We start from the raw sequence: 25179 nt of genomic DNA, 5'->3' as shown, positions 1-25179 counted from the left end.
TCACCGAATTGCCTCAACGCAACGAGGACGCTGATATCTACGATCTGCTGCCCTTCAACTTCGCCAAAGCAACAGCAGTCTGATCAGACCAGATACCGTTCCCGATTCGAAGGCCATCCGTCGAAAGCGCCGGCGTCAACGTGCAGGGAAAATCGCGCTTACGTATAAGGTTCTATTATCTCCGACCAACACCGCGCTTTGCGGAGTAGATCGACAATGAGATCGACATCGTCCGTCGCCCTGACATCCCCAAGCGTGACTTCGTCGGTAATGAAAAGAGCGGTCGTGCATCCGCCCACAAATATCAGACGCTCCCGAAAGTCGCTTCCCAGCGCCTCGGCTACTATCTGTAGCATGTGGAGCAGCTGGCCTCTGATGGTAGTCATTTCTTCAGAAGCCTTTCAGAAAGCCGCTCACCGGCAAGGCCCACCTCCCGCTGGTTTCCGAGCCGGATCGCATCGACAAGCGCAAGATATTCGTCCAGCCGCTCATCTTTCGGAACAGCTTCAGGCACGCTCTTGAACAAGGGCTCGATCGATTGCCCCATATCCCGGCCTTCCGCAAACGGCCAGATGTGGATGTACTCACCGCCGCTTATCAGCAGTCCTTTTAGCATTGGCGCGGCAAAGGCCGTCGGCATGCCGCGCGTGATGCCGCCCGCCTTGCGGGGAACACAAATTTCAGTCTGTGGACGATAAAATTGTGTAGATTGCGGCGATGGGGATTGGCTCGGCCCGTATCTCGATCTTTGATGGCGAGTCCCGACGAGAGGCTTCGCTTGATGGAAGCGTCAATCTCGTTTTGCTGATCCCGAGTAGCGATTCCAGGCCGCGAACTGAGTACGGGGCCTCGCCCGAGAAGCTCCAATGAAGCTCCCCGGAGCCAACTTGCCCCTCCTGCTCCTGCAAGCTCACGAGCTTCAGAAGCACCACGATATCCTGACTTCTCATCCCATTCATGCGGTGTGTCCTCTGTCCTAGGACTAAGGACATAAGACCATATCAAGGTGTATGACCCCAGTGCAGAGCGAACTCAGAAAACATCAAGTTCTGGCAATGGCTTGCGCCGTCTCACTCGGCCTCAGCAAACTCGAAAGCCAACTCTCCGCCAGCGAACTGGCCGGGACGAACCGTCCTGATTTCGCTGCCGACCTCCATGACGATGCCGCAGTATTCTTGACCCATGTGCATGGGGCTTCGACATTCTGGATCCCCCTATACGGCCACAGGTCCGAGCCGCAAATGCAGGTCGCCGAGAGCTGGATGATGGGTCAGTCGAATGAAGAACCTTCGGGTCGGCGACTTCATCGCAGCGGATATCGCCAGGAGACGCTTTCCGCCTGAAGCCCTCGGCAAGCGTAGAGAGCTCGCGCTTTTGTTCAAAAATCTCGCGGCGCTTCGCACGGACGCTCGGCTGTCTTCGCGTCCGGGACAGCCAGGACCCACTTATCCGACGGTGAATTTCTGCGCTGGCCAAACAGTGCGGCTGCACCTTATCAAAAATCGCGATCAGGATTGCGCGGAGAACTGGGCTTGATGAGCAGATGATTCTCCGTGGTCTCTTCGACCGCGAGTGTCTCGGCTCGACGGCATCGGTCTTGGCATCGCGATCCCTCACGCTCTGCTGGGCACGATCTCTTCGCCAGTCGTGTCTTTGACACGCTTGGTCCAGCCCGTTGACTTCGACGGGCCCTACGACGACCAGTCGATCTCATTTTGACTGTGCAGCCAGGGCCTTCTCACGTCCAGGCTAATAGCCCGTTTTGAGGCGTTTCGGCTGCCGCGGGAGAAGGCAGTATTTCGGCTTCAAGTGGGGCGGCTCTTCAGTGTTAGCGAGGCCGGCATGACCTCACATCAGATCTTCAACCATCCGCGCAATTTTCCCCAGACCTGCGGTGGTCCCTCTTGTTCTAAGGAGTCCCTGTTCAGCCGCGGCCGCCTTGAAGGCCTCGAGCGCAGCTTGCTGGCTGCAATGCCCGGCGAGGGACTCCTCGACCATTCGGATCGCGTTGAGCCGCCCCGGCTTTCCCATTCTAGGCCATGGTTGCTGAAGCACCTTCATTGCGTCGGCTATGGACGCGACCACCGTCAGGTTGCGATTGAGGCAGATTGTAATTGGACTGAAGGCCCGCATTCTTGTCGCTCCCCACGATTGAACGCAGCTAAACGCGAAGACAAGGGCAGTGGTTGCATGAATGTGGATTACCGCGAATTCAAAGAATCGCTGGCCGATGCGATTGAGGCTGAGCTGGCTCTCCTTGGGCCCGGCACTTTGCCTAGCCGGACCATCCTCTCGTCGTACAACAGGACCCGGCCGGCAAAAAGCATCTGTGCACCGTCCGACGCCGCGAACTATTTTTCGAGCTCGTCACGCCGCTTGCCGACGGCTTCTCAAGCACACCGCGACGAATTCGACGGCTGTGAGGGAGGAGATGAAAAGATTATGGTCGTTTCGTTGGGCCGTCCTTTAGAGCAGGGGCTCCGAGGCGGTTTGTATTGAGCAGATGTCGCATCAGATCTTGACCTGGAGATCGGCTCCGGCAGCGGGATCGGCGCAGCGCGGCAAGGATGCCACGTTCCTTCGGCGGCCCACCGGCGATGGTCTGGCTGACGGCCCCGCGAAGGCGCGAAGCATCGAGGTCTTCTTCTGCCAGTCGGGCGAGCCAACTTTCTTTGGCTGGAGGGCGGTGCAGTGCTTCGGCTCGGAACTGTTGACACATGCGCCAGGCTGGCAGACCGGAAGCGGCGGCGTGCCCTGACGTCATGGAGACTAGCCTCGCTTCCGAAGCCGCAGATTGTGATCTCGTTGGCTATGCAGAGCATCCAGCCGTCGTTTTGATCCGTTTCCGTCATCCAGAGCCAGCGACCATCCATGAGATCCGTCTCAAACGCTTAAAAGCCGGTCTTGCCCCGCCGCGACTGTGTGGAAATCAGCCATGTTTCAAAGTCGGAATGCTGGACGAACTCGCAAGGGACTGGAGCGACGCAAGCACTGCTTCGTTCGCTACGCCGACGACTGCCCTCTATGTTCGCAGCGAGCGTGCGGGCGCACGGGTGATGGCCAGCGTCGAACACTTCCTCGACAGGCGTCTGAAGCTGAGGGTCAAGATACGGAAGAGCGCGGGTCAGCTTGGGAGAGGAGCGTTTCATAGTCTGGTGGGGCCTAATTCGCCTCGTAGTCCTAGTGGTCACCTATCGGCGCTCACCGGTCCCCTGAAGCGCCCGATAAACGCTCCGCTCACTGACCCCCAGTTCCTTTGGCTATCGCTGTTCTGGTCATGCCCTCGGCATCCAACTTCACGATCTTGTCGCGCTTCCCCATCGCTGTTGGCTTCCGTCCTGGGTACTTGGTCTTGTCGCCTTTTGGCGGCATCGATCCCGATCCGTTGGCGCTCCAGCATGACGCTACGCTCAAGGCCATCCGCCAGTATCTGGCGCCCTTCTACAAGTGGCGGCAGGCCGAGATCGTGGCGGCGGCCGAGCCGCTGATGCCTGGCCACCAGGCCTTTATCCGCATCATCAACCGGCGCGATCAGGCCAGACCTTTGATACGCCTGTTCGTGGCCTCCACGCTCATATCGGCGCAGCGGGCGCTCGACATCACTAGAGCTCATTTGGCAAGCAGCCCGCCGCTATACACTGGCCGTGTCCAGGCGTGGGCGTGGCCTTTCCGCTTGGGTATTAGGGTGCGGCCTGCCCGATCGGCCGTCCCTCGATCGACCCTGAGTTGCTGATCCGCATGCGGATCGTCGGCCAGCTCGTCCTCGACTCGATGAGCGAAGTCGTCGACGCCGTGCGCACCGGGAAGACAAGCCTGGAGCTGTAGCGGCCTCGCCTGTCCCGCCCCGGTGTCGTCGCTTCGCTGGCGCCACGGTGAGAACGCATAGATCTGGTCCAGTATTTTCAGCATCAGAACGCTGAGCTGGCGGGAACTTGCTCGCCAGCCGAGTTGAGTTCAGGCGGTGGTCGGGGGAGATCAGCCAGCCACACGCTGGTGATTCCAACCTGAGCCGATGTGCCAATCAGCAACCTTCGTCGGTCTTTTTGACCTGGCCTGGCGCGGCGGTGTTGGCTGCCGTGTCCTGCTGACCTGGCGCAGCCTGCTGAGCGCTGCCAGTCTGCTGGCCGGGCGCGCAGTCTCTGGCCGAGTTCGGATTCGTGGTGCCGCTGGTGGTGGTCGTGTCGGTGCCTTGATCGCCGGACATGTTGGTCCCGCTGCTCGTCGTGCCGGTGCCCTGATCCGTCGTGCTGGGCATGGTCGTGGTGGTCGAGGTTCCGCTGGTCGAGCTTCCGCTCGAAGTTCCGCTGGTCGTCTGGGCAAAGGAAAGCCCGGCCGACACCGCCAGCACGGCCGAAGCCAAAAGGATGCGTTTCATCTTCTTTCTCCTGTCTGAATGCGCGGGATGCGCCTGGCAAATTGAACAGGCAGACAGAAGGAGTGTTCCCCGATGACGTTCAACTTTTGTAACTCTGGTCGTAGGTCAGCCTTAGGATGGCCGGCGTATATTAGAAGCCTCTTGAAGAGGGCACTGCCCGCACCAGAATCCATGGCATGGCTCGGGGAATAGGCATTGGTGACCAGGTGGCGATTACTGCCACGGTTCGAAGGCGGATAACAGAGGACCGCGTAAGCGTCTCTATCCCAGGTTACGACTTCCCACATTCCATCATCGACCACACCAAGGTGAACCGAGGCCAGCAAATCGACCTGAAAGGCGAGGTCACGCGCATCGACGAGGAAACCGTGACGATCGACCTCGGGCCATTGGTCACGGTCGACCGTGACAAGGTCCGGCTAATGGAGAAATATCGGCCGCCAAAACGACGAAAGGCACTTGTCGATGCCCCGGATTAGAACCGACAACATCGCGACGGGCTATGAGGGCAGGCCGCATGACGGGCCGGTAGAGGACGAGTCGAAGCACTTGGTCTACTGCCCAGTCTGCGGCCAAACGTTCGACGCGCGCGATCTTGGACAGGTGTTCCACCACGCTGAGCCGCAGCACGAGCCGCTTCCGGTCGAGCAATAGTCCAGCTAGTTGAGCTCCGGCGGCAGACCGACGTTGAGACCCTTCAGCGCGCCACACGTTGGATTAGAAAAGGGTGCTGCGTGCACCGCGCCTTCCCCGCGCGCCGATGTTCCACCTGGAAGTCCCGCCGCACTGCCAGAACGGCGGGACCGATCAAACGCTTTGCACCAGGCGGGGGGATGCGGGGGGTTGGGCTTGCCAAGTGAGCGCGGACCTAACCAACCCTAAGCGCAACGGCGGCAACGCGTCCACCAACCGCCGGTTGGAGCGACAGGACGATTGAGCCGCCGGCAGGTCAGGTCATCCCGGGTCGCTATCGCTCGCAACCAGACGGTAGCGGAAATTGTTGCGGATATGGTCGTTGAAATAGCGGCCCTTGGCGAACGCGGCCCGGAACGCGGCAAAGGTTTCCGGCGGTACCCCCTCAAACTCGTACCGTTTACGGCTGGCGACGAACCACACCGAGAGGGTCCTTCTATCCAGATCATATTCCATCTTGCGGATCGAAGTAGATGGCATGAGCACCACAGGCCGAGGCCCGCGCCTTGCGGGAGCGCGGGCCGATCGGGATACCGATCTGCAGCAATACCTGGAGGTGGAGGATTCGCTGCGTGCACCGAACTTTCGCGGCGGTCCCGTGTTCCCAATCGAGATGCACAAAAAGCTAGCTGCACCTTTCGGCATCACGCGGACGTTGGATTTCTGAGAAAGCGGGAGCGTCAATACCAACTTCTGGCGATGGAATTTTCCCGTGAGATAGGCACGCTCCAGGCGAAGGAGTGGATCGCCATGACCGCCATCGCCTACAACCTTGCCAACGATTTCAAAGGATCGTGGAGGGTCGTCTTCGTGCCGGACGAACTGCATCTGTATGTGGAATTCAGCCAGCCAGACGCCGACACAAACCCGGTTGATTGGATGAGCGTTGATGATTTCCTTGCATGGCAGCCGAAAGGCGCGCTTCACAAGCGAGCGCGCGACAGCTTGGTTTCGCTCATTTGCAACGCGCTGACAGGGCGATGAGACAAGGGAAAACCCGCGCCGAGATCGAGTGCGAGCGCCGCGGGTGGGCCTATTCGACGTCCCGAAGGCACCGCGACGATGCCGCCAACGCGATAGCTAAAGCTCTTATCGGTGAGGCGCGCGGGCTTGGCTTTGAAGCGTCAGCGGCGCGACATTTCACCTTTCGCTCGGTGATCGCATTTTCGATGTCGATGTCGCTGACGTTAAGCTTTCTCACGAACTCCGCGTACGACCAGGCTGGCGTTCGTCAATCGACCTCCTGCAAGCCGAGACCGAACCAAGATCGAGGCACAAATGGTTCACGCTTCGTGCTTCGAAGCGCGTAAAAAGGCAGTGTGGATCCGCCATCCATCGCCGGCCAGAATCTTCCTCGCTACCCGCACAAACGCGTCGGCTCCAATGATAGGCGGGCATATCTTCCGGACTTGTCTGAGGTTTGTCTGTCAGCACATCTAATGTGCCTGCACAGAAGCCAACATTTCTGCGACCAACCGCGTACCTGGCACCGCCGACAGGTTGCTGCGGCGGATTTTCGCTTTCGCAGGTGAACAATGCCTATCAACCTTGTCATCGCACCTGGTCGCACGTAGAGGCCGTTCGAATTCTCATCGCTCGGCGCGATGTTTGGTCCGTCTGGCCAGAAGAGCGGAGCAAGCCATTGACACCCACGAAGTTGCTGATTGGGCAGATCGCTGTCGTATTCGCAATTGTCATTCTTGGCGTGTGGACTGCAACCCAATGGTGCGCCCACATGCTCTCCTATCAGCCGTCACTCGGCGCACCATGGTTTGTGACAGTCGGCTGGCCGATCTACCAGCCGTGGAAGCTGTTCGAATGGTGGTTCCAATTTGACGCCTATGCGCCTGAGGTCTTTGACAAGGCTGGCATACTTGCCGGAGCCAGTGGGTTCCTGGGCTGTGCCGCCGCGATAGCTGGGTCCCTCTGGCGCGCACGGCAGCGGGGGTTGGTCACCACCTATGGGTCCTCACGATGGGCCATGAAGCTGGAAATCGAGAAGGCGGGGCTGTTTCAGCCGGCCGGCGTTTTCCTTGGCGGACTGAATTATCGCTATCTGCGCCATGACGGACCGGAACACGTCATGGCCTTTGCGCCGACACGTTCGGGCAAGGGCGTCGGACTCGTTGTTCCAACCCTTCTTTCCTGGACCGGCTCGGCCGTCATTCACGACATCAAAGGCGAGAACTGGCAGCTGACCTCTGGCTGGAGGTCGAAGTTCTCGCACTGTCTCTTGTTCAATCCGACCGATCCGAGATCGGCGCGGTACAACCCGCTGCTGGAAGTGCGCAAAGGTCCAGATGAGGTCCGCGACGTTCAGAACATCGCCGACATTCTCGTCGATCCGGAAGGCGCGCTGGAGCGGCGGAACCATTGGGAGAAGACCAGTCATTCACTTCTAGTTGGCGCCATCTTGCACGTGCTCTACGCCGAAGAGGAAAAGACACTCGCCCGTGTCGCCACCTTCCTGTCGGACCCGCAACGCTCATTCGCTGCGACACTGCAGCGAATGATGACCACCAACCACCTCGGCACGGTGGACAAGCCCCAGGTCCATCCGGTCGTGGCCTCGGCGGCTCGTGAGGTGCTGAACAAGTCAGAGAACGAGCGCTCAGGCGTTCTCTCGACCGCCATGTCGTTTCTCGGGCTCTATCGAGATCCAACGGTTGCCGCGGCAACATCGGCCTGCGACTGGCGCATTGCCGACCTTGTGGATGCCGAGCGACCGATGTCGCTGTATCTGGTCGTGCCGCCGTCGGATATCTCGCGCACTAAGCCCCTGGTGCGATTGGTGCTCAATCAAATCGGCCGGCGGCTGACCGAGCGCCTGGAAGGTGACCCGAAGAAGAGCCGTAAGCACCAACTTCTCATGATGCTCGATGAATTTCCGGCGCTGGGACGGCTCGATTTCTTCGAGACCGCGCTGGCCTTCATGGCGGGTTACGGCATCCGCGCCTATCTCATCGCGCAATCGTTGAACCAAATCTCCAAGGCCTATGGCGAGAACAACGCCATTCTCGACAATTGCCATGTGCGGATTGCCTTTTCCTCAAATGACGAGCGCACGGCCAAACGCATCTCGGACGCGCTCGGTACCGCGACGGAACTCAGATCGATGCGCAACTATGCCGGCCATCGGTTGGCGCCCTGGTTGTCCCACGTCATGGTAAGCCGCCAAGAGACCGCTCGCCCCCTGCTGACGCCGGGTGAGGTGATGCAGTTGCCGCAGGCTGACGAACTAATCCTGGTTTCGGGATTGCCGCCGATTCGCGCCAAGAAGTTGCGTTATTACCAGGATCCGAATTTCACGGAGCGAGTGCTGCCTTCGCCGGTGCTGCGCGACGGTGCCTACGCGGATCGGCCCACGTCGCGCCCGGACGATTGGAGCGGACAGGTGCGCGGCCTGGATCGGCGTCTTGCTGGCGACGACGACAGTGCCGGCGCGGCAATCGAAGACGGAGGTGTCCAGCAGCAGCGCCATCCGGGCCTGCCCGAAGAACGGACCTTCGTCGCCCAGGAGCCTGATCATGGCGATCTGTTCACGCCCGCAGACGATGACTGCGAGACGCTCGCCGACAAGCGCGTCATGGATCGGATTTCCACCGCAGCACGTGCGTACGGCCTCAATGAGGGAATGGGCGACGACAAGGACATCGTGCCCGGCTTCTGAACGGCGCGCCATACGCGGGCGCATCTCAGCGTAGATAACGGCCGTAAGCGATTTCGAGGATCTCGACGATGCTCGTTCCCGTCGCCGGTGCATCAGCGCCGGTCAGAGGGAACAAGCAGCATGAAGCCCCACCGCATTCGTCACCAGTTTTTGCTTGGACCCGAGTTGAGCGAGAAGCTGGAGAACCTCAGCCGCAATCCATCGACCACCAAATCGGCCATTGTGGCGCACGCGGTCGAGGCCTTTATCGAGCGGCGTGGGGAGAATGAACTCGACCACCGCTACGGCAAGAGGCTCGACCGTCTTTCCCGTGACCTCGGACATGTCAGGCGCGATGTCGAGATGATCCTGGAGAGCCTGGCGCTCTTCATCCGCTTTTCGATCACGCTTCATGCTCACACGCCGGTGCCGGACAAGGCGACGCAAGCGATTGCCCAGGAGCGCTTCGAGAAGTTCGTCGAACAAGTCGGCCGCCAAATCGCTTCCGGGAAACGGTCACTTGGCACCGACGATCGCAGGGGAGGGGAAGGATGAGTTCTCATCCGGAAGCCGACCATCGCCGCCGCGCCATGCTGCGCACCGCCATGGGTCCGGCGATCACCGAAGCCCTTGCCGATCCGACCGTCATTGAGGTGATGGTCAATCCCGACGGTGCGCTGCGGCTCGACCGGTTGGGTGAAGGCCGGGTCGACACCGGCGTGCACATGCATCCTTCTGAGGCCGAACGCATCATCCGCCTGGTCGCCTCCCACGTGCGCGCCGAGGCGCATGCGGACAATCCGATTGTCAGCGCCGAATTGCCATCGGGCGAGCGCTTCGAGGGTCTGCTGCCGCCTGTCGTGCTGGGGCCATGCTTCGCCATCCGAAAGCCTGCGGCGAAACTCTACACGTTGGCCGACTATGTCGCCGACCGGGTCATGCTGCCGCTGCAGGCCGATGCGCTGAAGAAGGCGGTCCGCGAGCGGCGCAACATCCTGGTCGCCGGCGGCACGTCGTCGGGCAAGACAACACTTGCCAATGCGCTGCTGGCACAAGCCGCCGATTGCGACGAGCGGGTGATCCTGATCGAGGACACGCGCGAACTGCAATGCGCGGCGAAGGATTGCGTTGCCTTGAGGACGAGGCGGGGGTCGGTCACGCTCGCCGATCTCGTGCGCTCGACCCTGCGGCTCAGACCCGACCGCATCATCGTGGGCGAAGTCAGGGGCGCGGAAGCCCTGGACATGCTGAAGGCATGGAACACCGGGCATCCCGGCGGCATCGCGACGGTTCACGCCAATTCGGCGCGCTCCGCTCTCTACCGTATCGAGCAGCTCGCCCAGGAAGCCGTCGTTACCGTCCCCCGCCGCCTCATCGCTGATGCGGTAGATCTGATCGTCTTCATCGCTGGGCGCGGATCCTCGCGCCGCATTGACGCGATCGCTGAGGTCACCGGTCTCGACAGCACCGGTGATTACGCCGTCACCCCGCTCACGCTTCCGCAACTCCAGCAGTTTTGAAAGGTCACCTCATGCGCAAGAAGCTTCGCTTCCTTTCGTCCATCGCGCTCGCGTTTCTTCTCACCGTCCCGGCCCACGCAGCGGGCTCCGGCATGCCTTGGGAACAGCCGCTGCAGCAGATCCTTGAGTCGGTGCAGGGACCGGTCGCCAAGATCGTCGCGGTGATCATCATCATCACCACCGGCCTGACCCTTGCTTTCGGTGACACGGCAGGCGGTTTTCGCCGGCTGATCCAGATTGTCTTCGGCCTCTCGATCGCCTTCGCGGCATCGAGCTTCTTTCTCTCCTTCTTCTCCTTCGGCGGCGGGGCACTCGTCTGATGGCCACCGGAGAGCAGCATATCGAGGGTTTCGAAGTCCCCGTTCACAGGGCATTGACTGAGCCGATCCTGCTGGGCGGCGCGCCGCGAGCGGTGGCGATCCTCAACGGCACGGTGGCCGCGGCAATAGGCCTTGGCCTGCAGCAGTGGATCGCCGGACTGGCGCTCTGGATCGCCGGCCACACGCTCGCGGTCTTTGCCGCTCGCCGCGATCTGGACTTCGCCAGCGTGCTTGTCCGTCATCTTCGCCTGAAGGGGTGGCTTGCATGCTGAACCTTTCGGAGTATCGCGGCAAAGCCGATCGGCTTGCCGATCATCTGCCCTGGGCCGCTTTGGTCGCGCCCGGCATCGTGCTCAATAAAGACGGTAGCTTCCAGCGAACCTTCCGGTTCCGTGGCCCCGACCTTGAAAGCGCGACCGAAGCCGAATTGGTCGGCATCTGCGCACGAGCCAACAATGCGCTACGAAGGTTGGGCTCCGGATGGGGGTTGTTTTTCGAGGCCGAGCGCATTGAAGCGCTGGGCTATCCGAGCTCGGCTTTTCCCGATACTGCCTCATGGCTGGTCGATGAAGAACGGCGCGCGGCCTTCGAGGGCAAGGTCGCGCACTTCGAGAGTCGCTATCATCTGACCTTGATCTTCATGCCGGCGCCAGATGGCCAGGCGCGGGCGGAAAGCGCACTGGTCGACTCGCATCACTCGGGAGGGGCTAGAGACTGGCGCCAGGAGCTGGCGTGGTTTCGCGACGAGACCGACCGCGTCCTGGATTTGCTGTCCGGCTTCATGCCGGAAGTGCGCGCCCTCGATGATGCCGAGACGCTAACCTATCTGCACGGCACAATCTCGACCTACCGCCATCCGGTCGCCGTGCCGGAAACGCCAATGTATCTCGACGGTGTTCTGGTTGACGCGCCGCTTACCGGCGGCCTGGAGCCGATGCTGGGTGAGCAGCATCTGTGCACCCTCACCATCCTTGGTTTCCCGAACGTCACCCGGCCAGGGATCCTCGACGCGCTCAACCATAAGGATTTCGCCTATCGCTGGATGACGCGCTTCATCCCGCTCGACAAGACGGAAGCCACCAAGACGATGTCACGGTTGCGCCGTCAGTGGTTTGCCAAGCGCAAATCGGTCGCCGCCATCCTGCGCGAGGTCGTGACCAACGAACCCGTCCCTCTCGTCGATAGTGACGCCGACAACAAGGCCCTCGATGCCGACGAAGCACTTCAGGTGTTGGGCGGCGATCATGTCGGCTTCGGCTATCTCACCACCACCGTGACGGTATGGGACGAGGATCGCCAAGCCGCCGCGGAGAACCTTCGCGCGGTTGAGCGCATCGTCAACGGACTCGGCTTCACCACAATCCGTGAAAGCATCAATGCGGTCGAGGCGTGGCTCGGCTCATTGCCCGGCCATGTCTATGCCAACGTTCGCCAGCCGCTCATTCATACATTGAACCTTGCCCATCTTATGCCGCTATCGTCGGTTTGGGCCGGTCCGGCGACAAACGAGCATCTCGCGAAAGTCACCCGAATCGAAGCACCGTCGCTTCTTGTTGCCGAGACCAGCGGGTCCACCCCGTTTCGGCTTTCCACCCATGTCGACGATGTCGGTCACATGCTGATCGTTGGTCCGACCGGTGCCGGCAAGTCGGTTCTGCTTGCCCTCGTCGCTCTGCAGTTCCGCCGCTATGCCGGCGCACAGGTTTATGTCTTCGACAAGGGCAACTCGGCCCGCGCGGCGACACTCGCCATGGGTGGAGAGCACCATGGGCTTGGTGCGGACGGTGCGCTTGCCTTCCAACCGCTGCGCAATATCAATGACCAGGCTGTCCGCAGCTGGGCAGCCGAATGGATCGCCGGCCTCATCGCCCATGAGAATGTCACCGTAACGCCGGAGGTGAAGGAGGCGATCTGGTCGGCCCTGACCAGCCTTGCCACCGCGCCGGCGCAGGAACGCACGCTCACTGGACTGTCGGTCCTGCTTCAGTCCAATGCGCTGAAATCCGCGTTGATGCCGTACACGCTCGATGGCCCGTTCGGGCGTCTGCTCGATGCCGATGAAGATCGGCTGGCTTTGTCGGATGTGCAGTGTTTCGAGACCGAAGAGCTGATGCACCAGGAAGGCGCCGTGCTGCCGGTGCTCACCTATCTCTTCCATCGCCTCGAGGAGCGGTTCGACGGCCGGCCAACACTGCTCATGCTCGACGAGGCCTGGGTCTATCTCGACAACCCGCTCTTTGCCGCCCGCATCCGCGAATGGCTGAAGGTGCTGCGAAAGAAGAACGTCTCCGTCATTTTCGCCACGCAGTCACTTGCAGACATCGCTGCCTCGTCGATCGCGCCGGCAATCATCGAGAGCTGCCCACAGCGCATTTTTCTTCCCAATGACCGTGCCGTGGAACCGCAGGTGCGGGCAGCCTATGAGTGCTTCGGCCTGAACGAGCGGCAAATCGAATTGGTCGCCCGTGCCACACCGAAGCGCCAGTATTATCTGCAGTCGCGCCGCGGCAACCGCCTCTTCGAGCTCGGGCTCGGCCCGATCGCTCTTGCGCTCTGCGGCGCCTCTGATCCGGCCACGCAAGCTTTGATCGACAGCGTCCTGTCAGAGCACGGGCAGGACAGCTTTGCCTCCCGGTTCCTGAGTGCGCGCGGCCTCGATTGGGCTGCCGAGCTTCTCCAGCAATTCCCTCAACCAGACAAGGAGCAATCGTCATGATGCGGCGCCGCCTTCTCACCACCCTGATCACCGTTTCCCTAATCGCAAAACCGATGGCCGACTACGTCCAGCCGGCCCACGCCCTAATCGTGTTCGATCCGTCGAATTATGCGCAGAACGTGCTGACAGCGGCACGTTCCCTGGAGCAGATAAACAACCAGATCCAGTCGCTTCAGAACCAGGCGACCATGCTGCAGAACATGGCGCGCAACCTTCAGCGCCTGGATTTTTCTTCCGTGGGCCAGCTCACAGGTTCGCTCCAACGGATCGACGGCCTGATGACCCAGGCCAGCGGCCTGAGCTTCGATCTCGACAAGCTTCAGAACCAGTGGCGTGTGCAATATCCGGAAAGCTACGACGCCACAATCGAGGTCAACGATGTGGCGAGCGCCGCGCGCGAGCGCTGGCAAAACGCCATGCAGGCGTTCCGCCAAACCATGAGCGCGCAGTCGCAGATCGTGGAGAACGTGCGGGCCGACGGCGACCTGCTTACCGATCTCGTCAACCGCAGTCAGGGCGCGGCAGGTGCCCTTGAGGCAAGCCAGGCCACCAATCAGCTGATCGCGCTTTCGACCAAGCAGCAGATGCAGATCCAGACGCTGCTCGCGACCCAGTTCCGGGCTGAAGCCGAAGATGCTGCCCGCAAGGCGCAGTCTGAGGAAGCCGCCCGCGAGACGACGAAGCGTTTCCTGGGCACCGGTACGGCCTATCCCGGCAACTGATCAGCAGTCTTCAAGACAACGAGGAAGACGGCGACATGAATGACCTCGGCGTCATCGATCGCTTTATGCAGACCTTCATCCGCTATATCGACAGCGGGTTCGGTCTGCTTTCGGGCGACGTCGCCTTTCTCACTACCATCCTGATCGGCATTGACATCACGCTGGCGGGCCTGGTCTGGGCGTTCGGCGGCGAACCCAATATTCTCGGTCGGCTCGTCCGAAAGGTGCTCTATGTCGGCGCCTTCGCATTCATCCTGAACAATTTCAGAAGCCTTGCCGACATTATCTACCGCTCCTTTGCCGGGCTCGGCATCAACGCTTCGTCCGGCAATTTGTCCGCCGACAGTCTCCTGCGGCCAGGCCGCATTGCCGCGGCCGGCTTCGAGGGCGCCTGGCCGCTGCTCAATCAAGCGAGCCAGCTAGTCGGCTTCCCCGAGATTTTTGGCAACGCGCTGACCATCTTCGTGCTGCTTCTCGCCTGGTTCCTGGTCCTCATCGCCTTCTTCATCCTTTCCATCCAGCTTTTCATCACCATCCTGGAGTTCAAACTCACCACATTGGCCGGCTTTGTTCTGGTGCCCTTCGCGCTCTGGAACCGCTCGGCGTTTCTGGCCGAGCGCGTGCTCGGCAATGTGATCTCGTCGGGCATTAAGGTGATGGTGCTTGCCGTCATCGTCGGCATCGGCTCCACGCTCTTCGGCGAGTTCGCTTCCGCCCTGCAAGGCAAGGAGCCGGACTTGGCCGCGGCCATGTCACAGGTACTGGGCGCGTTGGCGCTGCTTGGGCTCGGCATTTTCGGACCGGGAATTGCCTCGGGTCTTGTTTCCGGCGCGCCGCAGCTTGGCGCGGGAGCCGCACTCGGAACCACCGCGGCGGCCGCCGGATCAACGCTCGTTGCCGGAGGTGCGGCGCTTGCCGGCGCGCGCATGGCAACCGGCGGCGGTCTCGCCGCCGTTCGAGCCGGCACGGCCATGGGATCGGCTGCTTCCACAGCTTGGCAGATGAGGCGTGCAACATCGCCCGAGTCCGGCCTCTCCGGCGTAGCTGCTGGACTGCAGGGCGTTGCCGGCGCAGCTGGCGGCGCCGCGATGCGGGGAATGCGATCTGCAACAGAACCATTCCGGCGCAGCGCCGATGCCGGCCGCGATGCCGCCTGGACCGCGACGGGCGGCACGCCGACCGCATCAATGACCGGAAACCCTGCCGCGTCAGGTGCCAATGCCGCGCCGGCGTGGGCGAGGCGCTTGCGTTCCGAACAGACCGCGCGCGCCCATCGCCACGCCGCCACGCAGGCCGTCCGCGATGGCGATCGGGGTGGAAGCGGCGCCAACCCCTCTCTCAACGATAAGGAAGACTAGATGCTCTTCAAGCGACCTGTTCAGCGTTACGGGAAGACGCCCCACCCCGTCACACCATACCAGAAGGCCGCCCAACTTTGGGACGAGCGCATCGGCACTGCGCGCGTGCAGGCAAGGAACTGGCGCCTGATGGCCTTTGGCTGCCTCGCTCTGGCCATCGGGCTCTCTGGTGGACTCTTGTGGCAGTCGATGCAGGGCCGCGTCGTGCCCTATGTCGTCGAGGTCGACCGCTTCGGTGAGACACGGGCTGTCGCGCCGGCAATCCAAACCTACGAGCCCGACGATGCCCAGATTGCCTGGCATCTCGGCCGCTTCATCCAGAATGTCCGCTCCGTCTCCACCGATGCGGTGTTGGTGCGGCAGAATTGGCTCTCGGCCTACGACTTTGCCACCGACCGCGGAGCCCTCTTTCTCAACGAGTACGCTAAGGCCAACGACCCGTTCGGCAAGATCGGCACGCGCAGCGTCTCGGTGCAGGTGACGAGCGTGGTTCGAGCGTCCGACAGCTCCTATCAAGTCAAATGGACCGAGCAGGTCTTTGAGCGCGGCAGCCTCGCCAGCACAACGCGTTGGACCGGGATCCTCACCATTGTGATCCGGCCGCCGAACAATGCCGATCAGCTGCGCAAAAACCCGCTCGGCGTCTTCATCAACGCCATCGACTGGTCGCGCGAGCTCGACAGTGCCGCGCAAACTTCCGTTCCCCCAAAGGAGCCCGCCAATGATAAATAGACTCTCGTCGCTCCGCACTGCGCTGATCCTGTCTGCGTCGGCTGCGGTCATTTCCGCCTGTGCCTCGAAGCCGGTGCCGCCACCTCAGATTTCCTATGATGCTGCCAAGTTCCAACCGGCGGCAATCGAGAAGGCGCCGGAGAAGCCCGTCAAAGTCGTGGAAGTGCCGAAACCGCTACCGCTGCCCGGCCAGTTGCAGCCCGAGCCGGGCAAGGCTGCTGAAGACAGGCGCTCGCCTGAAGAACGTGTCGCCGATGCCAACAAGGCGGCGACGCAGCAACCCACCAAATATGGCTATGTGAATGCGGTGCAGGTTTACCCCTTTGCCGAAGGCGCGCTCTACCAGCTCTATGCCGCACCGGAGCGCGTCAGCGATATCGCTCTGCAGTCAGGCGAGAAACTCCAATCCGTGTCGGCCGGCGATACAGTGCGCTGGGTAATTGGCGACACCGTCAGTGGCTCCGGCGATGACCAGCGCACCCATGTGCTGGTGAAGCCCTTCGCGCCAGGACTTGCCACCAATCTGGTGATCACCACGGACCGGCGAAGCTATCACTTGCAGCTTCAAAGCACGGATAAGACCGCCATGGCGGCAATCTCCTGGACCTACAGCGAGGACCAGATTATCGCGCTACGCCGGCGCGATGCGCAGGCCGAGGCTGCTATGCCAGTGGCGTCGAATGTGGCTCTCGAAAATATTCGCTTCCGCTATTCGATTACCGGCGACATGCCGCCCTGGAGGCCGACGCGCGCGTTCGATGATGGCAGCAAGGTCTACATCGAGTTTCCGCGCCGCATCGATCAGGGCGAGGCCCCGCCGCTCTTCATCGTCGGTGCTGACGGGGACAACCAACTCGTCAACTACCGCACACGGGGCAACTATTACATTGTCGATCGCCTCTTCGCCGCGGCCGAACTGCGCCTCGGCGCCAAGCAGCAACAGGTGGTGCGCATCACGAGGACCGACGGCAGGCAAGCGCCGCGGCGGATATTGCTCTTTTCGCGTTCCAGCAGGTGAGGGACGGCCCATGACGGATACTTCCCGCTCCGATGCTCCACCGAAACTCGATCCAGAACAGCTGCAGCTGCGGGCCTCACCTCGCCGCGCTGTGCGCTTCAAGCGCGGCATTATTGTCGCCATTGCAGCTGTTGGTTCCGGCACCGTTCTAGGCGTCACCATGATGGCGCTGCAGGGACCGGCGCTGCGCATCAAAGAGCAGGCTGACGAGCTTTACAACACTGAGCGGAAGCCAACCGCGGAGGCAATTGAAAGGCTGCCTAAGGACTATTCCGGGATCAAGCCCAAGCCTCCGGTGCTTGGACCACCGCTGCCCGGCGACCTCGGCCGCCCCATCCTTGAGCACCAACGCCAGCTGGGCATCGCGCCGGGCCAGGAGGTTTCGGCGGAGGAGCAGCGCCTTGCACAGCAGGCGGTCGAGGCGCGCGAATCGCAAGTCTTCTTCCGGATCGAAAATCGACCCCGGCAAGCGGATGCCGCCGGCAACGGGCAGGGCGGGCGTCCACCCTTTGATGGAACGGCTCCACAATCCGATGCCGCACGCGATTCAGCTTCCGTTGCACCGGCCGAGGGCGACCAAAACAATCAACAGCGCAAGCTCGATTTTGTCAGCCAGCGTAACACGAGTGGAATCTACAATCTGCATGCACTGCAGACGCCCGCTTCGCCGTATCAGCTGATGGCCGGCAGCGTCATCGCAGCGAGCCTGATCACTGGCATCAATTCCGACTTGCCCGGCCTCGTCGTCGCACAGGTCACCGAGAATGTGCACGACACAGTCACCGGCAGCACCTTGCTCATTCCGCAAGGCTCTCGCCTGATTGGCACCTATGACAGCGTTGTTGCCTTTGGACAAAGGCGCGCGCTGCTGGTCTGGCAACGGATACTGCTGCCCGACGGCTCTTCGATCGAAATCGACAATCTGCCGGCAACAGACACTGCCGGCTATGCGGGGCTTGACGACAAGGTGGATTTCCATACCTGGCAGCTGATCAAAGGCGTTGCGCTGGCCACATTGCTAGGGGTCGGCACCGAGCTGAGCCTCGGGGAAGACGAAAGCAACCTGGTCAAAGCAATCCGCGAATCCGCTCAGCAGAACGTCAGTCAAGCTGGCCAGCGCATCACCGAGAAGAACCTCAATCTCCAACCCACCATCACTGTCCGGCCCGGTTGGCCACTGCGCGTCATCGTGCACAAGGATCTTGTGCTGCGGCCGTACCCGAATTGACTGGAGTCATCATGACCAATCTGAAACTCGGCAAACTTCCGGATCGGACACCTTCGAAGATCACCATAAGCGTAAGTGCAGACCTGAACCAAGCACTGAAGGACTATGCGGCGCTTTATCGTCAGACCTATGGCGAGTCCGAATCGGTAGCGGAACTGATCCCGTTCATGCTGGCGGAGTTCCTGGAGAGCGATCGAGCGTTTGCCAAGGCCAGAAAGGAATCGCTCCCTGTCGTCGACAAGTCAGAGAAATCGCGCCGGCAGCCAATTTCAGGGTCCGAATAAGTGACAGCGACCAGTGAGTCCGAGGGGGCACCTTTCTAGGCGGGCAAATGCATTGAAGCAATTTGCCGGCGGCAAGCCGAAACATAGGGCACAATAGACGAGCTGATCTGCCCCGAACCAATGCCGCTCTGCGCCACATTGTCGTCCTTCATCGATCCCGTTGTTAATCCTGAAAGCGGGCGTTCGCTGAGGGGCAGTCCAGCTCAATGCGAACGGCCGGTCCGTGGGGCTAAAATCGTGACGAAGAACGACAGTGCGTGGCGCATTGTCGCGCGCAGGCCCAGGCCAGAAATCTCGCGCGGAAAATACGCATTCTCTCGTTTCCAGTTTGACTTATCCGCGATAGGATCGCAGGCGTGTGCCAGCAGGGCAGCGGCGATGCTACCTTTTTCGAGTTTGAGCGATTGCAGTTAGAATGAAGAACGAAAGCGTCGTCCAAAAGATTTGGGCTCTGTGCCACATTCTTCGCGGAGATGGAATTAGCTATCACCAATATGTATCTGAACTGACCTACCTCCTCTTCCTTAAGATTGCAGAAGAAAATGAGATTGAGCAACTTCTTCCTATAAATTATCGTTGGCAGGATCTTGTCAATCACCCAAAGGAAGGACTGCTAGGCTTCTATCAAGAAATGTTGACTCATCTCGGGGCTAGCGCTGAGAGTGAGGTCATCCGGTCAATTTACGCCTTTCCAACTACTGTTTTCTCTCACTCGGAAAATCTCCACGCCGTTGTTGAGGGGATCGCGAAAATCGCCTGGCACGACGTTAGCGGTGACCGGTTTGGTGAGATATACGAAGGATTAATCGAGAAAAGCTCTCAGGATGTTCGATCTGGTGCAGGGCAGTATTTTACTCCGCGCGCGCTCGTAAATTCTATGATCAGGGTATCGAGGCCTGGTTTAGGTGACCGGATCCAAGATCCAGCTGTCGGGAGCGGCGGGTTTCTGATCTCCGCGGACCGCTTCATTCGCTCAAATTGTTCGGAACAATCCTATCGGGAAAATCCCCCGAAATATCAGGGAGTCGAGATTGAAAAAAATACCCGCAGAATATGTTTGATGAACACGTTCCTGAACGCTCTGGATGCTGAAATCATACACGGAGATGCGTTGACTGACGACGGTCGCGGGCTGGGCGCGGCAAGCCTGGTGCTGGCCAATCCGCCGTTTGGGAGCAAGGCAGGAAGCCGGCGGGCACTACGAGCGGATTTCCCCTACCGCAATACGAACAAGCAGCTGGCATTTCTTCAGCATATCTATCTGACCCTCAACGATGGTGGTCGGGCTGCCGTCGTGCTTCCCGACAATGTGTTGTTCGAAGATGGGGCCGGCAGGTCCGTGCGCCAGGACCTGATGGCTAGGTGTAGCTTGCACACGATCCTCCGGCTTCCCAAAGGCATCTTTCCTGGAGCGGGGGTCAAGACCAACGTGCTCTTTTTCCGCAAGCAGGCCGGGGTCGCGACGGACGGTGTCTGGTTCTACGACCTGCGCACCAACATGCCGGCATTTGGCAAAACAAATGCGCTGACCGACGCCCATTTCGAAGAATTCGAGCACCTGTACGGCGCTGATACCGGAGGTGCCACACAGCGCCAGGAACAAGGTGAGAGTGGCAGATGGCGCAGGCTTTCGCGGGACGCCATTGCGGAGCGCGGTGACAATCTAAACTGGCTGTGGCTCCGTGACGAGAGCAGCGATCAAGAAGACGAAATGCAGGATCCCAATGAAATCCTTATCGCAATAATCGGCCACTTGCGTTCAGCGCTAGGCGAGATCGATGCCCTGAGCTCGGAGGTCGAAGCAGAAGATCTTCAGCTTAAGCATGTTTCATAAGCATGCCTTACCGAGCGATGTCTAATGACCCAAGTTCCCATTGTTTTGCGCGTGCAGCCGTTCGGCGCGGGATAGTGGTAGCCAGAATTTCCTTACCGGGGGGCACGTTGAGGCGGGAACCCTGGCGCCATGAATGAGCTTCCAGCTGGATGGGCTCGAGCGAGGCTGGGCGACATCGGCGTTTTGTATACAGGACAGTCACCGAGCCCGGACACCGTCAACCAGGAGGGGCGGGGAACCAGCTATGTGACCGGACCTGAGCAGTGGGATGGTAGCGCGTTCCAGAAGCCGAAATGGACGACCGACCCCAGGCGGGTAGTTCCCGAAGGCTGCATCTTCATCACGGTTAAGGGCGCCGGCGTGGGCAAAACCTTCCCGGGGATTCCCGCCGCGATCGGGCGAGATATCTATGCCTATCAACCCAGCGCTGAACTAGACTTTCAATTCATTCTAAGGACGATCGCCTACCGTGCAGAAGAGATCATCGAGAACGCCCACGGCGACATCCCGGGACTCTCAAAGCACCATATCGAAGGCTATTCGGCCGCCATCCCGCCAGTGTCCGAGCAGCGCCGGATTGTGGCGCGGCTCGATGAACTGAGCGCGCGCGTTGACCTCTCGCGCAGCGAACTGCAAAAGATTTTGCCGTTGGTCGAGTACTACAAGCTCAACCTCCTGCGGTCTGCCTTCCGGGGCGAACTTACGGCAGGGTTTCGCAAGCAGCATGTGCTCGAGCCGATGGAGCAGCTTCTCGCGAGAATTGAAGAGCCCGAGCAGGCGCGTGGCGGGCGCCAGGCGACGAATGAAATCATCGAAGGCAGAGGCGGTATCTCGGTCAATAATCCCGGCACGGTCCTCCCTGCTGGATGGGACTGGGTTCCCCTTCTGCGAGTGGCGCGCCAGGAGACCGGGCACACACCAAGTCGTTCCCATCCCGAATGGTGGGGCGGCGATGTGCCATGGATCGGCATTCCTGACGCCAACCGGCATCATGGGAGAACGATCGACGACACAATCCAGAAAATCAACGACGCAGGACTATCCAATTCCTCCGCGCGACTACTTCCGGCGGGTACGGTCATTCTTTCCCGCACGGCGTCGGTCGGCTATGTCGCGATCATGGGCCGCGAGATGGCCACGAGCCAAGATTTCGCTACCTGGTCCTGCACCGATGCCGTCGATCCCAAATATCTTATGTACGCCTTGCTGTCCGAAGGTGATGACATTCGCAATTTTGGACGAGGAACTACCCACACGACCATATATTTCCCTGAGATCAGGGCCTTCAACATTAAGCTCGCCCCGCTCGAGGAGCAGCGGGAAATCGTACGACAGATCGAGGACGCATTCTCTAGGGTCAGCCACCTCGCTCGCGAGGTGGAACGGTCCTTGTGGCTCGTTGATCGAGCGGAGCAGCGCATCCTCGCCAAGGCTTTCACAGGACAGCTGGTCGAACAGGATGTCGGCGACGAACCCGCAGACAAAATGCTGGATCGTATACGAGAGACGAGTACCATCTCCGTCATGGAAGCGCGCCCAACGCGCCCGAAAGCGAACACAGTGAAAACAGATCCAAAGCAGGTAGTTTTGACCGACAGCGCCAATTGGCCCGAGAAGGGGCTGGCATTCGAGGCCATCGTCCAACGCGTGGTGTTGCCCTACGGCGCGGTGCGCGATGCCCTCTTCGAGCTTCTGAGCGGTAAAGCTCCCGCGCTGGTGCAGGTGTTCGATAAGCATGAAGGTCGCATGCTCCTTAAGAGGGTGGCGCAATGAGGCTGAGGCTGCTCAAGATAGAGCGATCGGGAACCGGCGGCGGGCTCTTTGACGGCACGGAGGTCTGGTTTGGCCGCGGCAATGACGGCAAGGATGGCGAGCCACTTGCGCCGCTTTGTATGATTGGTCCGAACGGATCCGGCAAATCTCAATTCCTCCAACTGATCGCAGAAATTTTCCAGGCAGCATGGCATGAGCACGCGCCTACGGAGGAGCGGCGCAGCGCTAACGACGCGGTACTCTTTGACCTCGAATACATGATCAAACCCGCTCAAGGGGGCGACCATGAGACCGTGCGTCTCATTAGGGCGCTGAAGGGCAAGAAGTCGGGACCGATTGAACTTATCCGTGCCGACGGGCAGATCATAAGATCAAAAGAACCAGCGTTCGGTCAGTTTCTGCCGTCTTTGATCGTTGGCTATACGTCCGGAGACAATGAAACCTTGAGCTTACCCTTCCTCGCCAGCAGAAGCGGATACGCTGGCGACGTCGCAACTGCAGCACTCAAAGGGAATGCAAAGGCGATTCCGGATAACAAGTTGATGCTTATCGATTATGGCACCAACCTTGAGGTCCTGTTCTCCAATCTCATGCTGGGTTCGACCCACATCAGAAAGGAGCTTCTGCGACACGCCCGCCTGGGCGATCTTGCCTCCTGCCGCTGCATCGTGCGCCTTGCGCACTCCGCCGTTCCCAAAATCCCGAAATCCAAGAGGCGCACCTTGGCGCGCAAGGGCATCCAGCTTACCGACGAACTTGAGACCGTTATCGCTCGTCTCCAGCGCACCGCAACCTGCTGGCACGTTAACGAGAAAACGGAGACTTACACATTCGATTTTCTGATCACGGACGCGACCCGGGAGGCATTCGCCTACTTCTGGGATGAGGCCTTCACGCTTTACCGGTCTCTGCACAAGCTTGCCCTACTGAACGATCTAGCCATCCCGCGCACCGCACGACGCCGGTTCGACAAGGCCGTGAAGGAACGACGATTTGCTTCCAGACTGCCCGAGCCGCAGCAGGAGGACATGGTCTTCAGCTTCGAGGAAGTCCGCTTCTGGCCCGAGGGGCATAAGTCGGGCGCCGTTGACTATGTCTCCCTCTCTGATGGTGAACATCAGCAAGCGCTGATCCTGGGCACCTATGCCATGATCGCTGACACGAACGCGATTTTCCTGCTCGACGAGCCTGAATCGCATTTTAACCCGAAATGGCGCGTGGAATTCGTTCAACAATTAATGAAAATGGTGGGGAGTCGCGGCAATCAGGAATTCCTGCTTACGACCCATGCGCCGTTTGTGCCTTCGGACATGCCGAGAGATCAGGTCATGATCTTCTCGAGAGATGAAGCATCGGGCAAGTTCACTGTCAAAGATCCTAAAATTGAGACCTTTGGAACAACTTTCGATCGCATTCTAGAAAGCTGTTTCGATATCCGCCCTCCCAATTCGCACATTGCCGAGAAAGAAATCGAGAAACTCTTGAAATCGGATGACATCGAAGAGATAGAAGATGGCTTTAAGGAGCTCGGGCCGTCTATCGGAAAAGCTCTTCTGGCGGATCATCTTCGAAAGCTGAAAAGCCAAGCCTAGAAATGCTGTTTTCCTACCCGATTGAAGCATTGGGCGCCAATTGGCTGAACGCCTTGGCTGTTGACGTGATGTTGGCGGGAATGGATGCGATTGACGCTGACGCCGAGCCCGAGGGCTGGCCGGAATGCCTGCCAGAGGGCCGGCGCGAGATGTTAGCGCAACGTACCGGCTTGAGATCAAAGCTTGAGAGTTTCTTGCTAAAATATTCTGAGCTGCCCGCCCAAGAGCGGCCGCCCGTTCGCACGGCAATCATGAGACAGACGGCCTTGCCGAACGTTTTCAACGATGACGCCTTTTGCCCTACCATTGATACGCTCCCGCTTTCGATCAGAGCGCCTGTGCGCGCGCTGGCAGTTTATCTCTTCGGTCAGCTAGCTAGCATCAAAGAGGGGAATGGCTTCCTTCGGGACAATCAGTACGGCACTATTTACGCTGCTAACATCAGGCAGTGTCCGTTTTGCGGCCTGAATTACTTTCGGGCTCCCGGTGCACCGCGTCATGCACTCGACCATCTGTTGCCGATTTCGATATATCCGTTTGCCGCGGCCGACCTACGCAACCTCCCACCAGCGTGCGACGAATGCAATTCGACGTACAAAGGCAGTACCGACATCCTCGTAGGAGGTGGCGGACTGAGGCGCCGCTGCTCAGATCCGTACCTCGGCCCTGCCTACCGCATCACGCTAGAGGGGAGCGAATTTTTCATCGGCAATGAGGTTGGGGGCTACACCCTGCCGCGCTGGAATATCAATATTGTCGGCGACGAACTGGATAGAGCTGAAACGTGGAATAGCGTTTATCAAATCAGGGTCAGATATTCGCGAGACGTTCTTGATGCAGACTTCCTCTCCTGGATTGGCCACTACAGCAAGTGGTTCTTGGTTGAAAAGGGAAGAGATCAAACTGCTGACCAAGTAGCGGCGGAGGTCCCTCGATACATCGAAGGCGTAGTTCAAGACGGGTATGCAGACCGTGCATTTTTAAAGGCGGAGGCCTTCCGGCTGCTAGATCGGTCCTGCAAAGATCCGGAGATTGGCGAAGACGTCAGGCAGTGGCTTTGGAGTTTCGTCGAGTATTCTAATTAGAATCGCGTTCCAGCGATTGTCCGCTCCAGCGGGTTCTCACTGCAAAACCCACTAGTCGGCTAACGGCCAATTTTTGACATTCAGTCAGACGGTCCCGCAATGCGCCGACGACAATTCGATAGTGATGGGGTTGTCTAATCGCCGCTGGGACGTCAAGCATGTAATTGCGTCGAGACGGACGCTGCCGGGTGCATGGTTGTCTTCGCGGTCGACATCAGTCGCCGCATGATGGAGCTCCGCGGACGAGCCTTCAATGTGGACGACGCACTTTGCTGAGACA

The 25179-nt window shown here is 60.0% G+C and carries 26 protein-coding genes and 3 pseudogenes; 22 read left to right on the top strand and 7 right to left on the bottom strand.

Translation table 11 applies throughout. The annotated features are described in order from the left end of the window. Window positions 1–206: 206 nt before the first annotated feature. The 4 genes and pseudogenes from NKH05_RS33255 to NKH05_RS31785 all read right to left on the bottom strand — a co-directional run. Window positions 207–386 (bottom strand): annotated as a pseudogene (locus NKH05_RS33255) (hypothetical protein); the annotation flags it as partial. After that, entirely contained in the window at window positions 383–640 is a 258-nt protein-coding gene (locus tag NKH05_RS31795; RefSeq protein ID WP_352848010.1) for a hypothetical protein, read from the bottom strand. The pseudogene NKH05_RS33255 and the gene NKH05_RS31795, both read right to left, overlap by 4 nt. Before the next feature lie 463 nt (window positions 641–1103). Continuing rightward, window positions 1104–1386 (bottom strand): annotated as a pseudogene (locus NKH05_RS31790) (alcohol dehydrogenase catalytic domain-containing protein); the annotation flags it as partial. Between the two features lie 462 nt (window positions 1387–1848). Beyond that, window positions 1849–2133: a DUF982 domain-containing protein gene (locus NKH05_RS31785; RefSeq protein ID WP_023680323.1), complete on the bottom strand. Its 285-nt coding sequence runs from the start codon at window positions 2131–2133 to the stop codon at window positions 1849–1851. A 57-nt stretch (window positions 2134–2190) separates the two neighbouring features. On the opposite strand from NKH05_RS31785, the gene NKH05_RS31780 reads away from it, so the two are divergent. Continuing rightward, entirely contained in the window at window positions 2191–2499 is a 309-nt protein-coding gene (locus tag NKH05_RS31780; protein WP_353026994.1) for a hypothetical protein, read from the top strand. Between the two features lie 296 nt (window positions 2500–2795). On the opposite strand, the pseudogene NKH05_RS31775 reads toward NKH05_RS31780, so the two are convergent. Then, window positions 2796–2960, bottom strand: a pseudogene (locus NKH05_RS31775) (diguanylate cyclase); the annotation flags it as partial. Window positions 2961–3352: 392 nt separating this feature from the next. On the opposite strand from NKH05_RS31775, the gene NKH05_RS31770 reads away from it, so the two are divergent. Continuing rightward, window positions 3353–3733, top strand: a complete 381-nt coding sequence (locus NKH05_RS31770) for a hypothetical protein (protein ID WP_352848067.1) — start codon at window positions 3353–3355, stop codon at window positions 3731–3733. Between the two features lie 288 nt (window positions 3734–4021). On the opposite strand, the gene NKH05_RS31765 is transcribed toward NKH05_RS31770, so the two are convergent. Next, on the bottom strand, window positions 4022–4375 hold the full coding sequence (locus NKH05_RS31765) for a hypothetical protein (RefSeq protein WP_352778088.1): 354 nt from the start codon (window positions 4373–4375) through the stop codon (window positions 4022–4024). Window positions 4376–4551: 176 nt separating this feature from the next. Between NKH05_RS31765 and NKH05_RS31760 the strand changes: the two genes are divergently transcribed. Next, window positions 4552–4854 (top strand): hypothetical protein, encoded by a 303-nt coding sequence (locus NKH05_RS31760; RefSeq protein ID WP_353026990.1) that lies wholly within the window; start codon window positions 4552–4554, stop codon window positions 4852–4854. Then, window positions 4841–5029: a hypothetical protein gene (locus tag NKH05_RS31755; protein ID WP_352503331.1), complete on the top strand. Its 189-nt coding sequence runs from the start codon at window positions 4841–4843 to the stop codon at window positions 5027–5029. Before NKH05_RS31760 ends, NKH05_RS31755 begins: the two co-directional genes overlap by 14 nt. Before the next feature lie 300 nt (window positions 5030–5329). Here NKH05_RS31755 and NKH05_RS31750 read toward each other — a convergent pair whose 3' ends face one another. Beyond that, window positions 5330–5548 (bottom strand): KTSC domain-containing protein, encoded by a 219-nt coding sequence (locus NKH05_RS31750; protein ID WP_352772395.1) that lies wholly within the window; start codon window positions 5546–5548, stop codon window positions 5330–5332. Here NKH05_RS31750 and NKH05_RS31745 point away from each other — a divergent pair. The 18 genes from NKH05_RS31745 (at window position 5547) to NKH05_RS31660 (ending at window position 24899) form a co-directional block, all read left to right on the top strand. Beyond that, window positions 5547–5735, top strand: coding sequence for a hypothetical protein (locus NKH05_RS31745; RefSeq protein WP_353026988.1), 189 nt, complete (start codon window positions 5547–5549; stop codon window positions 5733–5735). The two genes, NKH05_RS31750 and NKH05_RS31745, sit on opposite strands and share 2 nt — an antisense overlap. Before the next feature lie 83 nt (window positions 5736–5818). After that, window positions 5819–6052 (top strand): hypothetical protein, encoded by a 234-nt coding sequence (locus tag NKH05_RS31740; RefSeq protein ID WP_353026986.1) that lies wholly within the window; start codon window positions 5819–5821, stop codon window positions 6050–6052. A 658-nt stretch (window positions 6053–6710) separates the two neighbouring features. Beyond that, window positions 6711–8738, top strand: coding sequence for a conjugal transfer protein TraG (locus NKH05_RS31735; protein WP_353026984.1), 2028 nt, complete (start codon window positions 6711–6713; stop codon window positions 8736–8738). A gap of 120 nt (window positions 8739–8858) precedes the next feature. After that, window positions 8859–9272: a CopG family transcriptional regulator gene (locus NKH05_RS31730; protein WP_352458763.1), complete on the top strand. Its 414-nt coding sequence runs from the start codon at window positions 8859–8861 to the stop codon at window positions 9270–9272. Continuing rightward, complete coding sequence (trbB, locus tag NKH05_RS31725; RefSeq protein ID WP_352706201.1) at window positions 9269–10237, top strand: P-type conjugative transfer ATPase TrbB; 969 nt, start codon at window positions 9269–9271, stop codon at window positions 10235–10237. The genes NKH05_RS31730 and trbB overlap by 4 nt, the downstream gene beginning before the upstream one ends. Window positions 10238–10248: 11 nt before the next feature. Continuing rightward, a complete protein-coding gene (locus NKH05_RS31720) occupies window positions 10249–10557 on the top strand; it encodes a TrbC/VirB2 family type IV secretion system protein (protein WP_352706199.1) in 309 nt (102 codons plus the stop codon). Continuing rightward, on the top strand, window positions 10557–10829 hold the full coding sequence (locus NKH05_RS31715; protein ID WP_352650979.1) for a VirB3 family type IV secretion system protein: 273 nt from the start codon (window positions 10557–10559) through the stop codon (window positions 10827–10829). The genes NKH05_RS31720 and NKH05_RS31715 overlap by 1 nt, the downstream gene beginning before the upstream one ends. After that, window positions 10823–13273, top strand: a complete 2451-nt coding sequence (gene trbE / locus NKH05_RS31710) for a conjugal transfer protein TrbE (RefSeq protein ID WP_353026982.1) — start codon at window positions 10823–10825, stop codon at window positions 13271–13273. Before NKH05_RS31715 ends, trbE begins: the two co-directional genes overlap by 7 nt. Further along, on the top strand, window positions 13270–13995 hold the full coding sequence (trbJ, locus tag NKH05_RS31705) for a P-type conjugative transfer protein TrbJ (protein ID WP_353026980.1): 726 nt from the start codon (window positions 13270–13272) through the stop codon (window positions 13993–13995). The genes trbE and trbJ overlap by 4 nt, the downstream gene beginning before the upstream one ends. Before the next feature lie 35 nt (window positions 13996–14030). Further along, complete coding sequence (gene trbL / locus NKH05_RS31700; protein WP_353026978.1) at window positions 14031–15353, top strand: P-type conjugative transfer protein TrbL; 1323 nt, start codon at window positions 14031–14033, stop codon at window positions 15351–15353. Then, window positions 15354–16085 carry a conjugal transfer protein TrbF gene (gene trbF / locus NKH05_RS31695; RefSeq protein ID WP_353026976.1) on the top strand — a complete coding sequence of 244 codons (732 nt, stop codon included), beginning with the start codon at window positions 15354–15356 and terminating at the stop codon, window positions 16083–16085. After that, window positions 16075–17103 (top strand): P-type conjugative transfer protein TrbG, encoded by a 1029-nt coding sequence (gene trbG, locus NKH05_RS31690; protein WP_353026974.1) that lies wholly within the window; start codon window positions 16075–16077, stop codon window positions 17101–17103. The genes trbF and trbG overlap by 11 nt, the downstream gene beginning before the upstream one ends. Window positions 17104–17113: 10 nt before the next feature. Then, on the top strand, window positions 17114–18331 hold the full coding sequence (locus NKH05_RS31685) for a TraB/TrbI/VirB10 family type IV secretion system protein (protein WP_353026992.1): 1218 nt from the start codon (window positions 17114–17116) through the stop codon (window positions 18329–18331). A gap of 11 nt (window positions 18332–18342) precedes the next feature. After that, a complete protein-coding gene (locus NKH05_RS31680; protein ID WP_352528985.1) occupies window positions 18343–18615 on the top strand; it encodes a DUF2274 domain-containing protein in 273 nt (90 codons plus the stop codon). 415 nt (window positions 18616–19030) lie between these two features. Continuing rightward, entirely contained in the window at window positions 19031–20449 is a 1419-nt protein-coding gene (locus NKH05_RS31675) for a class I SAM-dependent DNA methyltransferase (RefSeq protein ID WP_353026972.1), read from the top strand. Between the two features lie 129 nt (window positions 20450–20578). Beyond that, complete coding sequence (locus tag NKH05_RS31670; protein WP_353026970.1) at window positions 20579–22222, top strand: restriction endonuclease subunit S; 1644 nt, start codon at window positions 20579–20581, stop codon at window positions 22220–22222. Beyond that, complete coding sequence (locus NKH05_RS31665) at window positions 22219–23814, top strand: restriction system-associated AAA family ATPase (RefSeq protein ID WP_353026968.1); 1596 nt, start codon at window positions 22219–22221, stop codon at window positions 23812–23814. Before NKH05_RS31670 ends, NKH05_RS31665 begins: the two co-directional genes overlap by 4 nt. 2 nt (window positions 23815–23816) lie before the next feature. Next, window positions 23817–24899, top strand: a complete 1083-nt coding sequence (locus tag NKH05_RS31660; protein WP_353026966.1) for a hypothetical protein — start codon at window positions 23817–23819, stop codon at window positions 24897–24899. Window positions 24900–25179 lie beyond the last annotated feature (280 nt).

The sequence above is a fragment of the Mesorhizobium sp. M1399 genome (assembly GCF_040317735.1).
Lineage (GTDB): Bacteria > Pseudomonadota > Alphaproteobacteria > Rhizobiales > Rhizobiaceae > Mesorhizobium.
Note: the sequence above shows the minus strand (reverse complement) of the source record. Positions and strands in the feature narration are given on the sequence as shown.